Annotated in this window: 12 protein-coding genes; 5 read left to right on the top strand and 7 right to left on the bottom strand. The window is 66.5% G+C overall.

The annotated features are described in order from the left end of the window. Window positions 1-15 precede the first annotated feature (15 nt). Window positions 16-498, bottom strand: coding sequence for a pantetheine-phosphate adenylyltransferase (coaD, locus tag IWX75_RS09745; protein ID WP_196822078.1), 483 nt, complete (start codon window positions 496-498; stop codon window positions 16-18). Window positions 499-568: 70 nt separating this feature from the next. On the opposite strand from coaD, the gene IWX75_RS09740 reads away from it, so the two are divergent. The 5 genes from IWX75_RS09740 (at window position 569) to IWX75_RS09720 (ending at window position 4,733) form a co-directional block, all read left to right on the top strand. Next, window positions 569-1,807 carry an aminotransferase class I/II-fold pyridoxal phosphate-dependent enzyme gene (locus tag IWX75_RS09740; protein WP_196822077.1) on the top strand — a complete coding sequence of 413 codons (1,239 nt, stop codon included), beginning with the start codon at window positions 569-571 and terminating at the stop codon, window positions 1,805-1,807. After that, complete coding sequence (locus IWX75_RS09735; RefSeq protein ID WP_196822076.1) at window positions 1,804-2,589, top strand: spermidine synthase; 786 nt, start codon at window positions 1,804-1,806, stop codon at window positions 2,587-2,589. The genes IWX75_RS09740 and IWX75_RS09735 overlap by 4 nt, the downstream gene beginning before the upstream one ends. A 143-nt stretch (window positions 2,590-2,732) precedes the next feature. Further along, window positions 2,733-2,990 carry a hypothetical protein gene (locus tag IWX75_RS09730; protein ID WP_196822075.1) on the top strand — a complete coding sequence of 86 codons (258 nt, stop codon included), beginning with the start codon at window positions 2,733-2,735 and terminating at the stop codon, window positions 2,988-2,990. A 236-nt stretch (window positions 2,991-3,226) separates the two neighbouring features. Then, window positions 3,227-3,844, top strand: a complete 618-nt coding sequence (locus IWX75_RS09725; RefSeq protein ID WP_196822074.1) for a hypothetical protein — start codon at window positions 3,227-3,229, stop codon at window positions 3,842-3,844. A 106-nt stretch (window positions 3,845-3,950) separates the two neighbouring features. Further along, window positions 3,951-4,733 (top strand): YcnI family copper-binding membrane protein, encoded by a 783-nt coding sequence (locus IWX75_RS09720; RefSeq protein WP_196822073.1) that lies wholly within the window; start codon window positions 3,951-3,953, stop codon window positions 4,731-4,733. Between the two features lie 76 nt (window positions 4,734-4,809). Here IWX75_RS09720 and rsmD read toward each other — a convergent pair whose 3' ends face one another. The 6 genes from rsmD to IWX75_RS09690 form a co-directional block, all read right to left on the bottom strand. Then, complete coding sequence (gene rsmD, locus IWX75_RS09715; protein WP_196822072.1) at window positions 4,810-5,382, bottom strand: 16S rRNA (guanine(966)-N(2))-methyltransferase RsmD; 573 nt, start codon at window positions 5,380-5,382, stop codon at window positions 4,810-4,812. A gap of 43 nt (window positions 5,383-5,425) precedes the next feature. Then, window positions 5,426-7,660: an ATP-dependent DNA helicase RecG gene (locus tag IWX75_RS09710; RefSeq protein WP_334684241.1), complete on the bottom strand. Its 2,235-nt coding sequence runs from the start codon at window positions 7,658-7,660 to the stop codon at window positions 5,426-5,428. Further along, complete coding sequence (locus IWX75_RS09705; protein WP_196822272.1) at window positions 7,653-8,636, bottom strand: DAK2 domain-containing protein; 984 nt, start codon at window positions 8,634-8,636, stop codon at window positions 7,653-7,655. Before IWX75_RS09705 ends, IWX75_RS09710 begins: the two co-directional genes overlap by 8 nt. Before the next feature lie 22 nt (window positions 8,637-8,658). Beyond that, window positions 8,659-9,651, bottom strand: a complete 993-nt coding sequence (locus IWX75_RS09700; protein WP_196822071.1) for a thiamine-phosphate kinase — start codon at window positions 9,649-9,651, stop codon at window positions 8,659-8,661. A gap of 74 nt (window positions 9,652-9,725) precedes the next feature. Then, on the bottom strand, window positions 9,726-10,577 hold the full coding sequence (locus IWX75_RS09695; protein ID WP_196822070.1) for a hypothetical protein: 852 nt from the start codon (window positions 10,575-10,577) through the stop codon (window positions 9,726-9,728). A gap of 182 nt (window positions 10,578-10,759) precedes the next feature. Continuing rightward, entirely contained in the window at window positions 10,760-13,315 is a 2,556-nt protein-coding gene (locus IWX75_RS09690; RefSeq protein WP_196822069.1) for a heparinase II/III domain-containing protein, read from the bottom strand. Window positions 13,316-13,351: the final 36 nt, after the last annotated feature.

Raw genomic sequence — 13,351 nt, 5'->3', positions numbered from 1 at the left:
CAGTACGGAGTGCACTCAGGCGCCGCCGTCGTCTGCTGTCAGCCGCCTCGACACCGCTTCTGGAACGAACTGCCCGATATCCCCACCGAGGGACTGCACTTCCTTCAAAAGGGTGGAGGACAAGTGCAGGTAATTGCTCTCGCCCGGGATGAAGACGGTCTCGACTCCGGTCAGCTGCCGGTTCATGATGGCCATCGGCAGCTCGTACTCGAAGTCGCGGCCGGTTCGGAGTCCCTTGACCACCACCCCGGCACCCTGCTCCCTGCAGAATTCGGCGAGGAGCCCGCTGCCCATCGGGACCACCGAGACGTTCGGCCGGGAGGTGAAGGTTTCGCGCGCGATGGACAGGCGCTCGTCGAGGGCGAACCGGTACTTCTTCGAATAGTTCGTCGAAACCGCCACCACCACCTCATCGAAGAGGCCGGCCGCCCGGGTGATCACCTCCACGTGGCCGTTGTGCAGGGGGTCGAAGGATCCGGGGCAGACGGCGCGGCGCATCCTCCTAACCTACCCACCTCGCAGGACTGTCCTCCACCCCGATGCGCCGATTGCAGTAATACTTTAAGGCATGACCTTTCTCCCGCGAACCGCCGGCACCTCCCGTTCCGCAGTCCCGGAACCGTGGGAACGCACCGCCCGCGGCGCCAACCTGCTCGCCGAGGGAGGCGACCTGGGGGTCACCATCTTCGAGGAGATCACCGGGCTGGCACTGCAGCACGGCGCCATCAACCTCGGGCAGGGCTTCCCTGACGAGGACGGCCCCGTGGAGATCCTCGACGCCGCCCGGGCTGCGATCAGCAACGGCGAGAACCAGTACGCGCCCGGCAAGGGACAGCCGGTGCTCCGGACGGCGATTGCCCGGCACCAGGAGAGGTTCTACGGCCTCACCCCCGATGCCGAGACCGACATCATCGTCAGCACCGGTGCCACTGAGGCCATCGCCTCGGCGATTCTCGCCTTCGCCGGGCCGGGCGACGAAGTGCTCACCTTCGAGCCTTTCTACGATTCCTACGGAGCGGTGATCGGCCTGTCAGGGGCCACGCACACCACGGCCCCGCTGGTCGCTCCGGACTGGCAGCCGGACCTCGCGGCCCTCGAGAACTCGTTCAGCGAGCGCACGCGGGTGGTAGTCCTCAACAACCCGCACAACCCCCTGGGCATTGTGTTCAGCCGGGAAGCGCTCGAGAAGGTGGTGGAGCTAGCCACCCGGTACGACGCCGTGATCGTCACCGACGAGGTCTACGAACACCTCACCTTCGGGGTTCCCCATCTTCCCATTGCCACTCTTCCCGGCGCACTGGAGCGGACGCTGACCATTTCGTCAGCGGGCAAGACCTTCTCCCTCACCGGCTGGAAGATCGGCTGGCTCAGCGGCCCTGCTGACCTCGTGGCCCGCGTGCGCACGGTGAAATCCTTCCTCACCTACAGTTCGGGCTCCCCTTTCCAGGGAGCCGTCGCCCTGGGCCTCGGGCTTCCCGATGAATTCTTCACCTCCGTCGCGGAGACGCTCCGCCGCAAACGGGACCTGCTGTCGGAGGGCCTGCTGAGCGCGGGCCTCACCGTCAACCAGCCGCAGGGCGGCTACTTCGTCACGGCCGACACCTCGGCCATCGGTATCACCGACGCCGTTGCCTTCGCCCGGCGGCTCCCGGAGCTGGCGGGCGTGGCTGCCATCCCGGTGCCGGTGTTCTGCCACCCCGACGGCGCGGTACGGACTCGCTCCCTGCTGCGGTTCGCTTTCTGCAAGAGGTTCGACGTCCTGGAGGAGGCGGCCTCCCGCCTTTCCGCCCTGCAGGGGAAGCTGTGAGCCCTGCCTCCGTACCCACCCGGTGGCTTGCGGCTGCCGGGACCGTGGCCGAGATCGACGAGGACGCCTTCATTGAAGGCGCGCTGATCCTCAGCATCGGAGGCGCACAGCAGTCCCACGTGAACCTGCGCGCTCCGGACCAGGTGTTCTACGAGTATCTTCGCCGGATCGCCAACGTACTGGACCTCCTGCGCCCACCGGGCGAACCCCTGAAGGTGCTCCATCTCGGCGCCGGCGCCCTGACACTGGTCCGTTACGTCGAGGCAACCCGTCCCGGCTCCGAACAGGCCGCAGCGGAATCCGAACGCGAACTCCTCGACTTCGTCCTCCAGTACATGCCGCTGACCCCTGGAACCCGGTGCGAACTCATTCTCGACGACGCCCGTGCGGCAGCCGGCACCATGGCCCCGGGGAGCTTCGACGCCGTCGTGCTGGACATCTTCGCCGGCGCCGATGCCCCGGGCCACCTGGCCAATTCGGCCTTCTACGGCGAACTGCTGAGGACGGTCGGTCCGGACGGCGTGGTGCTGGTCAATGTGGGGGACGACCCTCCCCTGGCTTTCGCGCGGCAGCAGAGCAGCGAGCTCTCGAGCGTTGCGGCCGACGGCGCCGCGCTCGCGGACCGCGAAATGTTCTCGGGAAGTCACCCAGGGAACATCGTCCTCGCCGCGACGAACAGGGAATGGCCCGCCGAGTGGACGGACCGGCTCCTCGCCGCGGGTCCGCACCCCGCCGCGGTGCTGACCGGCGCGGACCTGAGAATCTTCCAGGCCGGCGCCTGAGGGATGGAGGCCGGAATGGTGGCAGGAACCACTTCTAAATGGTTTGATTGGACAAGCGGCCATCGCCGCTGCCATCGGGATCCTGGTGCCTGCACGAGCGGGTGAAGCGGTTCCGGTGACGGGTCGAAGTAGAGGGGTTACCTATGAATAGATCGAGCTGCCTGACGCCGGATGAAGAGTTTCCGGAAGACCTCACCGTCCTTGACAGCACTGAAGTGGAAGTTCTCAACAGCAAGGTCCACCGCGAACTGGACGTCGAATACGTCGAGTACGGGCTCCCCGATCCTGAAACGGAGGCGCGTCTGGCCGAACTGACGGAAGAACTCGACCGCCGGGATGACGAAACAGCCGGAGCTCAGGCTCCGGTCCTGATCGCGGACAACCGGGCAGCAAGCCTCTAAGCGGGAAAAGCCCTCTGCGGGGACGGGCAGGACATCAGGGTCAAGGAGCGGCTCCGATGTCAGCCTCAGAACGAATTCCGAAAGAAACGCAGCAAAATCATCAGCCCATCGGGCAATCCGATCCGCGGCACACCGCGAATAACCAGCGGTCACTCCCGAGGATCATCTCCTGGCAGTAACCTGATAGGGATCCACTCACCGGGTCCGGCATCCATCAGCCAGCCTCAGGAGGTTCCGTGTCCACTCCGGGACTTCCCCATTTTCTCCGCAGCACCACCGTGTCGTCGATCATCCTGTGTCTGGGGATCGGGTCTCACGTCCTTGCCGGGGGCACCCTTCCCGCACTGCCGATCCTGCTGCTGATGGGCGCACTGCTCCTCCTCCCGGTTGCCGCGCTCACCACTCGACGCCGCCCCATCGCCTCGCTTGCCGCCCTGATGGGAGGAGGACAGCTCGCCCTCCATGAAGGGTTGAGCGCATTCTCCTCCGCCGCAGTCTGCTCCAGCGGACCCGTGCACACGGGCCACTACGGAGCAGCACCCATCAGCTGCCAGACGTCGGCGGCCGCTCCGATCCATGCCGACGAGCCCACCGTGCTGCTGATGCTCCTTGCCCACCTCCTCGCCACCGCAGTGCTGGTCCTGATGCTGGCCCGCGGCGAAGCGGCACTGGGGCTGTTGTGCGCCTGGCTCCGGCCGCTGTCGCAGCGCCTGGCTCCCGCCGTCGTCGTTCCCGTTCCGCGCATCAGCACGGTGTCACGATCCGTGTTCATCCCCCTCCCCCGGCACTATGCGGCTGTACCCGCGCTCCGTGGGCCGCCGCAGCGTTCCTTTCCGCGCGCACTGCCGATCTGAGGACACCGGTCCGAGGGTGGGGTGTGCAGCGGGCATCTCCTGCACCCACCCATCATTTCGCGCGCTCAGCCTCCTGGAGCTGAGCCGCACCCGGAAAGGCAATCCCATGAATTCGAACACCCCAGCCCGCCGCGCCCTCTCGACCTGCGCGGTCGGCATCACCACCGTCGGCCTGCTGGCCCTCGGCGTCGGCGCGGCCTCGGCACACGTGTCGGTGGCTCCGGCCTCCACCACCGAGGACAGCTACTCGCAGCTCACCTTCAGCGTCCCCAACGAGTCGGAGACGGCAGGCACCAACAAGCTCGAGGTCCAGCTTCCGACCGAGACGCCGTTCACGTCGGTGCGCGTCAAGCCGGTCGAGGGATGGACCGCCGAGGTGGTGTCGGGTGACCTGCCCGAGCCCGTCACCACGCCCGACGGCGCCACCGTCACCGTCGCGCCGCTGTCGGTGGTGTGGACCGCCGAAGAGGGAGCCGAGATCTCGCAGCAGGAGTACCAGACGTTCGCCATCTCCGTGGGGCGCCTGCCCGAGTCGGGCACCGTCGTCACCCTTCCGGCAGTGCAGTCCTACACGGACGGCTCCGTCCGCGCGTGGGATGAGCCGACGGTGGAGGGTGGGGAGGAACCGGAGAGCCCCGCCCCGGCCTTCACCACGACGACGGCGGCAGAGGGAGAAAGCGACCACGGGGGCACTGCGGCGGCACCCGCCGCAGCGGACGGCACCGAGGAGGAAGCATCCGACGGGGAAAGCGCCGAAGCCGTCAGCTCCGAACCGGCACCATCCACCGTGTCGGGCGGATCGAACGCCGCAGGCTGGGCCGGCCTGGCGGCCGGACTCCTCGGATTTGCCGCGGGCGTCACTGCGCTCGTCCGGACCCGTCGGGCGTAGCGGACCCGCCGGGTCCGGCGGGTCCGTCGTCGGGGCCGAAACGCCGAGCGCATTCCTGCGTTCGGCCGGCCGGTGGTCAGTGGGCTGAGGGCTCCGCGAACCACAGCCGCGTCTCGCCGTACTTCTTGTCACCGAACCGCTCCAGCCCCTCGGGCCAGTGCGGTTCGGCGGACCGCGACGAGCGCTCCAGAACGACGACGGCGCCCGGTGCAAGGCGCGGGACGAGGGCCGCGAGGATCTCGATCAGCGGCGTCTCTTCGAAGTCGTAGGGCGGATCAAGGAAGACGAGGTCCCATTTCAGGTCGTCCGCCGCACGGGTGAGGTAGGTCTCCACCTTGGCACGGTGCACCCGTGCGGCGGTCCACCCGAGAACCTTGTTGACCACGTCGGCGTTTTTCTGGACCACCCCGGCGGCTTTGTCCGCCGACTCAACGAGGTCCACGGTGGCCGCTCCCCGGCTGGCGCTTTCGATGCCGAGCGAGCCGGAGCCGGCGAAGAGGTCGAGAACGTGCGCACCGTGCACCACGTTGTAGGCGTCGAGCCTCGAGAACAACGCTTCCTTGACGCGGTCGGTGGTGGGTCGAGTTCCTGATCCCGGAACGCTCGTCAGGGTCGTGCCGCCGGCAGCCCCGGCAATGATGCGCGTCATCCTCCCACTGTATCGGGGAGGAACCTGCCGGATCGCGGAGGAGTCAGCCGCGTTCCAGGAAGGCTTCCTTCTCGGGATTGAGGTACAGCTCGATGGCGTTGACCAACCCGGGGTACCCGACCAGTTCCGGGTCTCCCGCCACGATCTCCTGTGCGTCGCTGCGCGCCTTCTCGATGATCTTGCCGTGCTGGGTGATCCTCAGGAAGCGCAGCGCCGACCGGCCGCCGGACTGCGACGCGCCGAGGATGTTGCCCTCGCGGCGCAGCTCGAGGTCCTTCTGCGAGAGCTCGAAGCCGTCGGTGGTGGAAGCGACGGCGGCCAGCCGTTCCCTGCTCGGGTGGTCGGCCTCGAGGCTGGTGACGAGCAGGCAGGTGCCGGCATGACCGCCGCGGCCCACCCTCCCGCGCAACTGGTGCAGCTGCGAGATGCCGAAGCGGTCGGCGTCCATGATGACCATCAGGGTGGCGTTCGGGACGTCCACGCCCACCTCGATCACCGTGGTGGCAACGAGGAGCTGGAGGTCGCCGTCGTTGAAGCGGCCCATGACCGATGCCTTCTCCGCCGGGTCCATGCGCCCGTGCAGCATCCCGGCCGTCACGGACTCGAGCTGCGGAACCTCAGCAAGGGAACCGTAGAGCTCGACGACGCTCGTCAGTTCCTGCTTCGACGGCGCCGCCTGGACGTCCGGCGAGTACAGCTCCAGCGCCGAACCGTCCTCGCCTCCGGTCCCCGCTTCGTCGCCGATCTTCGGACACACCACGTACACCTGCCGGCCGGTGTCGATCTCCTCCCGGGCCCGCGACCACACGCGCTGGATCCAGGCGGGATGCTCGGCCAGCCCCACTTCGTGCGTGCTGATGGGGGACCTGCCGGCGGGGAGTTCCGTCAGGGTCGAGATTTCGAGGTCCCCGAACACCGTCATGGCAACGGTCCGGGGAATCGGTGTCGCGGTCATGACCAGCACGTGCGGTGAGGCGGCGGCTTTCGAGCGGAGCAGGTCGCGCTGCTCGACGCCGAAGCGGTGCTGCTCGTCCACCACGATCAGGCCGAGGTCGAAGAACCGGACGTTCTCGGACAGCAGCGCGTGGGTGCCGATGACGATGCCGGCGTCGCCCGAGGCAGCCTCCAGCAACGCCTTCTTGCGCTGGGCGGTGTTCATGGATCCGGTGAGGAGCACCACCCGTGTGCCGTCGAGCGCGCCTCCCAGCATCCCGCCCTCAGCGAGGGGGCCGAGGGTGCGGGTGAGCGACTGGTGGTGCTGCAGAGCCAGCACCTCCGTGGGTGCGAGCAGGGCCGCCTGTCCCCCGGCGTCGATCACCTGCAGCATGGCGCGCAGTGCCACCAAGGTTTTGCCGGAACCAACTTCGCCCTGCAGCAACCGGTTCATGGGATGGTCCCCGGCCAGGTCCGCGGCCAGGACGTCGCCGACCTCCCGCTGTCCGTTCGTCAGGGTGAAGGGTAGCCGGGCGTCGAACTGGTCCAGCAGGCCGCCGTGGTGCGGTGGACGCGCCGTCGCTTCCTCGCGCGCGGTCAGTGCCCGACGGCGGGCGAGCGCGGCTTGAAGCACGAAGGCTTCCTGGTAGCGGAACCGGTGCTGCGCGCGGTAGGCGTCCTCCACGACGGCGGGGCGGTGCACGAGTTCGTAGGCCTGGGCGAGACTCATCAGCTTGTCCCGGCGGGCGACGGCCTCGGGCACCGGGTCGATCAGGTGTGCGGGGTCGAGGGTGTCGAGGATGATGCCCACGGCCATGGCTATCCGCTCGCTGCTGACCTTGTCCACCGCCGGGTACACGGGGATCGGCTTGTTCACGTAGTCGGGGTTGTCATCGTCGTCGTCGAGGAGCACATACTTCGGATTGGTGAGCGTGAGCTTCCCCCGGTACATGGTGACCTTGCCGGAGAACATGGCGCGCACTCCGGGCAGGAGCTCCCGCTCCGCGCCGTACCCGTTGAAGTAGGTGAGGTTCATCTGTCCGATCCCGCCGGCGGCGTCATCGGTGATGATCACCTCGAGGAGCATGCCCTTGCGGGTGCGCATGCGGCGCGCGTTGGCCGACTGCACCCGGGCGATCAGCGTGACCTCCTCGTCCACGGGCACATCGGCGATGGGGGTCAGCTCGCCACGCTTCAGGTAGTTGCGCGGGAAGTGGTTGAGCAGCTGGCCCACCGTATGGAGGTTCAGGTGCTTCGCCAGGAGCTTGGCGGGAGGTCCGAGGTGCCGCTCGAGAGACACGTCGAGCTCCGACGTCGAAACGCCGGCCACTGCGCTGTCAGCCACGCTGGTCGCCGGAGCGTTCAGGCGCGGGTGCCCCCGCCCCGACGGATTCCGCCTGCGGGAAGCGCGCGGCGAGCTGGGTCACCGAAATGTTCACCGGTTCTCCGGCCTCGTGGATGAGTCTCAGCGCGGGCTCGGGGTCCGGAACATGGACGTGGACCCGCCAGCGGTAGCCTTCCGGGACCTCGGTGACGGCGCTCATGATCACCGAATCGCCCAGCTCGTCGAGGTGCAGACGCAGGGTCGCGGCGTCGAGGGGACTCAGGACGATGGTGCACATGATCTCGACGCCGTCGGCGTCACCGCCGTTGTGGAGGTGGGGGGCCTGGATGTCGTAGCCGTGCAGCCCGTCGAGCAGTTCATCCTGGAGCTCCTCCCCCAGTGATGAGGCACGCAGTGCGTCCATGATGAGCAGGAACCCCACGCCGCCGGCGTCCACAATCTTCGCCTTCGTCAGGGCACCCAGTTGGCTCTCGGTCTGGATAACGGCCTGGAGCGCGTGCTCCACTGCGGCGTGCAGAGTTTCCGCGAGGGCGTGGTTGCTGTCATCGCTCTCCGGGGCGCCCGCGGTTTCCCCCGCTCCCCTGGCGGCTGCCTCGAGGACCGAGAGCATGGTACCGGGTACCGGGTCGCTGAGGGCCGACCAGCTGCGGATCTGGGCCCGGTGCAGCGCCGACGCCAGCAGCCTGGCGGTGAGGCGGTTGGCGCCGTGCAGGGGCTCGGCGAGTGCCGAGAGGAACACAGCGCACAGCGTTCCCGAGTTGCCCCGGGCATCTTCCATTGCGGCGCGGCCGGCGACTGCGAGGAGCTCCCCGAGGTCGGTGCTTTCCACTTCCTGGGCCGCGCGGGAGGCAGCACACATGGTCAGGTAGAGGTTGGTTCCGGTATCGCCGTCGGCCACGGGGAAGATGTTGATGGCGTTGAGGCGGTCGCTATGGTTGCCGAGGGACTCTTCGGCTTTGCTCAACCACCGCTTCATCGCCGCTGCGTTCGCGGTGATCTTAATGTGCAAAGTGATCCCATCCAATGGACGCCGGAGCCTGTGACCCAAGCGTCACGTGAGGCGTCCCTGCCGCTACCGAGCCTATCGCAGTAAACCCGTTCGGGAGGGTAATGGTTCGGTCGAACGTGGCAAGCAGCCCGTGGTCCTCGCCGCCGCCGAGCACCCAGTGCAGCGGATCCGCGTCGAGCAGACGGGCGGCCTGTTCCAGCGGAACGGCGAAGGCCTGCAGCGCTTCGGGATCGAGGTCGACGTGCACGCCGCTGGCTTCGGCAATCCGCCCCGCATCACGTACCAGGCCGTCGGAAACGTCGAGCATCGCGGTCGCTCCGGCTTCCGCCGCGGCCGGCCCTGCCTCAAGCGGCGGCTCAGGACGGCACTGGATTCCAATGAGCGCCAGCTCTCCGTCGCCCAGTGACTCAAGGTTCTCGACCGCTTCCAGCAGGGCCAGCCCCGCAGCGGCGAAACCCACCGTGCCGGCGAGTGCGACGACGTCGCCGGGTCGAGCACCCGAGCGCAGCATCGGTGCCCGGCTCTCGAGGCTTCCGGTAACGGCCGCCGTGACGACGATTTCGGTGCCGCCGCCAAGATCGCCGCCAACGACGCCGCAACCGTCCGCGCCGAGGTAGGAACACGCCGCGGCCAGCCCGTCGGCAAGCGATTCAACCCAGCCGACCGGCGTTTCGGAGGGCAGTGTAAGGCTCACGACCATTGCCGTCGCCCTGCCGCCCATCGCATTGATGTCGCTGAGGTTCTGCGCCGCGGACTTCCAGCCGACGTCGTACCCGGTAGTGACGAATCCATTGGGCCGTGTCAGCCGGAAGTCCTTGTCCTGGACGAGGGTGTCGATCGAAATGACGGTCCGCCCGTCGGGGGCGGCGACGACGGCCGCGTCGTCACCGGGCCCCACGAGGGTGTTCGCAGCTGACGGCAGGCGCGGGAAGATGCGCTTGAGCAGCGCGGATTCGCTGAGTTCTCCGACGGTGAGGGGCATTCCTCCACCGTAGGGCGTAAGGGTGACATTCCGTGCGGAGGCGTTACAGTGTTGCACCACGCCGAAAGCCGGCCCTAATGTTGTCGGCTGCCCGCTGCCCGGCGTCGTGCCAGCGAAACTCCGATGACGCCAGCAGCGCTGGCCAGCATGAGACCCGCTGCCAGGAGGATGAGCTGCGTTCCCCGCTGCAGACCGGATGTCTGCTCCAACTGCCCCTGTGCCTGAACCTGCCCGGCCTGCGCCTCCGGTGCGGCCTCCCCCGTTACCTGCGGCACCACCTGGTTGGCCAACCCCGGCTGGCTCGCGAACAGGGGCTGATCGTAGAGGGTGCCGAGAAGGGGTTTGGGTTGAACAGGTTCGGGAAGCGGCGTGCGGGGCTCGGGGATGGGAGCCGGCGCAGGAAGGACGTTCTGCGGTACCACTGCCGGTACCGGTCGCGGTGCCTTGACCACCGGCGCGGGCGGCGGGGCGGGGATGTTCCGGACGGGCGCGGGCGGTGGAATGTTCTCGACGGGAGCTGGTGGCGGCGGTGCTGGCGGCTCGGACGGAGGGGCAGGCTCAACGGGAACCGCTGGTACAACCTCGGGAACCGGTGCCTCCGTGGGGGGAACGGTCACCTCGACGGGCTCTTCAGTCTGGGGTGGAGGCGTCTCCGAAGGGATTGGTCCTGGAGTTATTTGCTCGTCCCGTAGCTCTTCTGTTTCCTCCAACGCTTCTTCCACCACCTCCTCAGCGTCCTCAACTGCATCCTCGACCGCCTGCGGATCCGTGGTGGACTGGTTGCCGCCCGGCTCTTGTACAGCGCCACCATCTTCATGGTTCGCATAGGCCGGCGCCACGCCAGCACCCACGCTGATCGACGCAGCGAGTGCTAGTGCGGCGATTCGTTTCATCCGTGGGGCATCAAGAGAGTTCTGCGGCGACATCGTCTTATCCTTCGGTCAAAGCCAGTAGCTGGTACGGTGCGGTGGCGCGGCTCCGCGGAGCTGTCCGCTGGCACGGACAACTGGGCACAAGACTAAGCCTATTGATTGCCAGGGGGAAGGAAAACCTTGACAAATGCTGCGTTGCTGTAATCCGCACGGGAGCACAGCAACGCAGCGGGCCGCTACTGGATCGTGGCGGTAAGGTCCAGACTTGTCACTGCGGGCATGGTCAGCTTGATGACCGTCAACTCACTGCCATCAGGTCCTGTTCCTGGGGCTGTCACAGCCGAAAGCACGGAGCCTGGCGGAACCCCGTCGAACCGCATATTTGCAGTCTGCCCGTTCTTCGTCATGACGGCCCGGTTCGTTGAGGCATCTACTGTCACCCGGGCATCGGTGACCCATTGCCAGGTCAGCTGCATACCGGAACTGGAACGAACGGAGTCCTTGACGATCAGGTCTGCGCTGTTGTGGGTGACCGTCCTGGTGGCGGAAGTTGCCCCCGGCAGCGCCTGGACCATGTTCACGGCGGCGGTCGACGACGACGGCAAGGTTGTCGCCGCTTTCGCCGTGAGCGGCTGATTGGCCCCATTCACCGTCAGCGTGGAGTGCGCGCTGGTGCCGGGCTTCCAGTAGTTCCAACGCGTAGCGGCTCCGTAGTACGCGCTTGGCGCTTTGAGTTCCGCGCCGGGGTCCACCGCCCACTGCACGCCGCGTCGGAAGAAGGAAACTGTGCCCAAATCCAGATGGGCGTGGTTGACACTGTTGTCCCCACCCTTCAATGTGGCCGTTCCGTTCGGCAAGTGCAAGGCGGCAAGCCCCGTCTGCGGGTACAGGCTGTCGCGCTTGGCGGGCAGGGCGCCCGGCTCGGTCCACCACCACATCAGATACGCATCGGGCTTTTTCTGCAGCTCGTCCGAGACCCAGGCGGCTACAGCCGGGTCCTTCCGCGCGTAGGCGTCCCAAGCAGGCATAAGTGGGCTTAAGGCGTTAGGTTCGGCATCGGCAAAGGGTGTAGGCAGACCGTCAGGGCCAGTACTGTTCAGCGCGTAGTCAGACGTTTCGGCCAGCGATGGCATGGGAAGCGGGTTGGTCTCATAGACGTTCGGTAGCGTTGAATAGAGAGTAGCAATTGCGCGGCTCTGGTAGGTCCAGTAGCCAGGTCCCTCCCCTGTCCCCCCATCAGCGGTGATGAGGTTGAGTGCGGGCTGAATCGAAACGAGGGACTCCTTGGCGAGTGCAGCTGCCTGCTCCGGTGAATCCTCGAGGAAGACCGCCGAGGCAACGAAAGTTGCCGAGTTATGAAGCGCAGCAATGTTGGTAGGGGCATCTACGAAATTTTCGCGATCCGCCTGAAGGCAGGTTTGGGGACCCACCCAGCGGATTAGCACCGTTTCCTTCATACCCTCCGACGACGTCCAGTCGGCTGCTGTGGCTGCAGCGAGCAACAGATGCGAAGCTGTCAGGGTGTTCATGGATTCGGGACCAGCTTCGAGCACACGATGGGTGTCGGCGCGCAAAGCATCGCCTGCTTTAGTGTCAGCCGCTTCGAGCCAGCCGTAGCCTAGCCGTGCGACGCGTGGTGAGAAATTACCTTGCAACTGCTCAAGGGTCAGTACCTCAGCTGCCTGCGCCGTCGCGCCGCGCAACATCTGCCCATGGATACCTGACAGCGTGGGATTCGAAACTCCGCGGGAGTTGGCGCTGGCGACCAGCGAGCTATTGGTCGCGATTCCTGGCCCGCTGATCGGTAACTTCGGGAGGAACTTTTCCTCTGCGACCGGCAGCGCACAGCCGCCTGAGAAGCCAACCCAACCTTGGGCAGCCGGAACCGCCGCGGAGCCTGTCTCCATCTCATCGCGCCACTGCGGCGCTTGCAACCCCGAAGCAGGTAATGCTTCACCGATCGTCTTCAGCTGGCTTGCCGTGTCTGCGGCCAGCAGAGTGGTGAACGCTGCAGTGCGGGTTTCAATCGCCTCAAAAGTGCTTCGCGGGATTCGTCCGGCATTCAAATCCGTGAGAGCCGTCGTCGCTATTCCTTGCTGGATGCCCCTGAGGTCCTTAGTCATTTTGAGCTGTTCTGCGCTGGTCTTGACGGTAGCCGCACGAAGGCTCTCGGTTTTAACCGCCTGCGCGGCAGCAGTCATCAGAGTCTGCGTTGACGCTGCAGTTACCAGCGCGGCAGTCCCTTCCAGCGAGACAATTCCAGCGGCAATTGCATCTTTTACTTGCAATCCATCCGCGCGGGCAAGAAGTGAGACATAAGGACGGGAATCGACATACTGCTGGTTAGCGACGGAAATTCTGTCACTGAGAACGGTTCTCTGATCACTCAGCGTGGGCACCGCGTTGGGATCTGCCGTCGTGGTGACGGTGACGGTTGCTGCGGGGGCGTAGTTGCCTTGCCCGTCAGTGGCAAACAACGCGTACGAGTAGGTCGTACCCGCCGGCAGGCCCGTATTGGTCACCGTGGTCCGCGGAGCCCACGCGTTCGTCACGATCCTGCCCTCCGTGACCGACTTCGGCGCGACCGTCCCGTTATTCCGCCGGACCATCACCCCTTTATAAAGCGACGTCGCTGGATTCGACCAGGACAACGCCACCCCTGAAGAGCCCTCCGGCACCGCAGTCACATTCGTCACCGCCGACAACGGACTCCCCGCGACAACCGCTTTGGCGGTGGTGACGGTGACGGTTGCTGCGGGGGCGTAGTTGCCTTGCCCGTCAGTGGCAAACAACGCGTACGAGTAGGTCGTACCCGCCGGCAGGCCCGT

This window comes from Arthrobacter sp. CAN_A6 (genome assembly GCF_015751715.1).
Taxonomy (GTDB): domain Bacteria; phylum Actinomycetota; class Actinomycetes; order Actinomycetales; family Micrococcaceae; genus Arthrobacter_D.
The sequence above is the reverse complement of the archived record's forward strand: the minus strand, read 5'-3'. Positions and strand labels throughout refer to the sequence as shown.

Excerpts from the sequence above, each read along its gene's own strand:
- IWX75_RS09730 (WP_196822075.1), top strand. The coding sequence starts at position 2,733 with ATGAATAGATCGAGCTGCCTGACGCCGGATGAAGAGTTTCCGGAAGAC.
- IWX75_RS09740 (WP_196822077.1), top strand. The coding sequence starts at position 569 with ATGACCTTTCTCCCGCGAACCGCCGGCACCTCCCGTTCCGCAGTCCCG.
- coaD (WP_196822078.1), bottom strand. The coding sequence starts at position 498 with ATGCGCCGCGCCGTCTGCCCCGGATCCTTCGACCCCCTGCACAACGGC.
- IWX75_RS09705 (WP_196822272.1), bottom strand. The coding sequence starts at position 8,636 with ATGAAGCGGTGGTTGAGCAAAGCCGAAGAGTCCCTCGGCAACCATAGC.
- IWX75_RS09720 (WP_196822073.1), top strand. The coding sequence starts at position 3,951 with ATGAATTCGAACACCCCAGCCCGCCGCGCCCTCTCGACCTGCGCGGTC.
- IWX75_RS09695 (WP_196822070.1), bottom strand. The coding sequence starts at position 10,577 with ATGTCGCCGCAGAACTCTCTTGATGCCCCACGGATGAAACGAATCGCC.
- rsmD (WP_196822072.1), bottom strand. The coding sequence starts at position 5,382 with ATGACGCGCATCATTGCCGGGGCTGCCGGCGGCACGACCCTGACGAGC.
- IWX75_RS09700 (WP_196822071.1), bottom strand. The coding sequence starts at position 9,651 with ATGCCCCTCACCGTCGGAGAACTCAGCGAATCCGCGCTGCTCAAGCGC.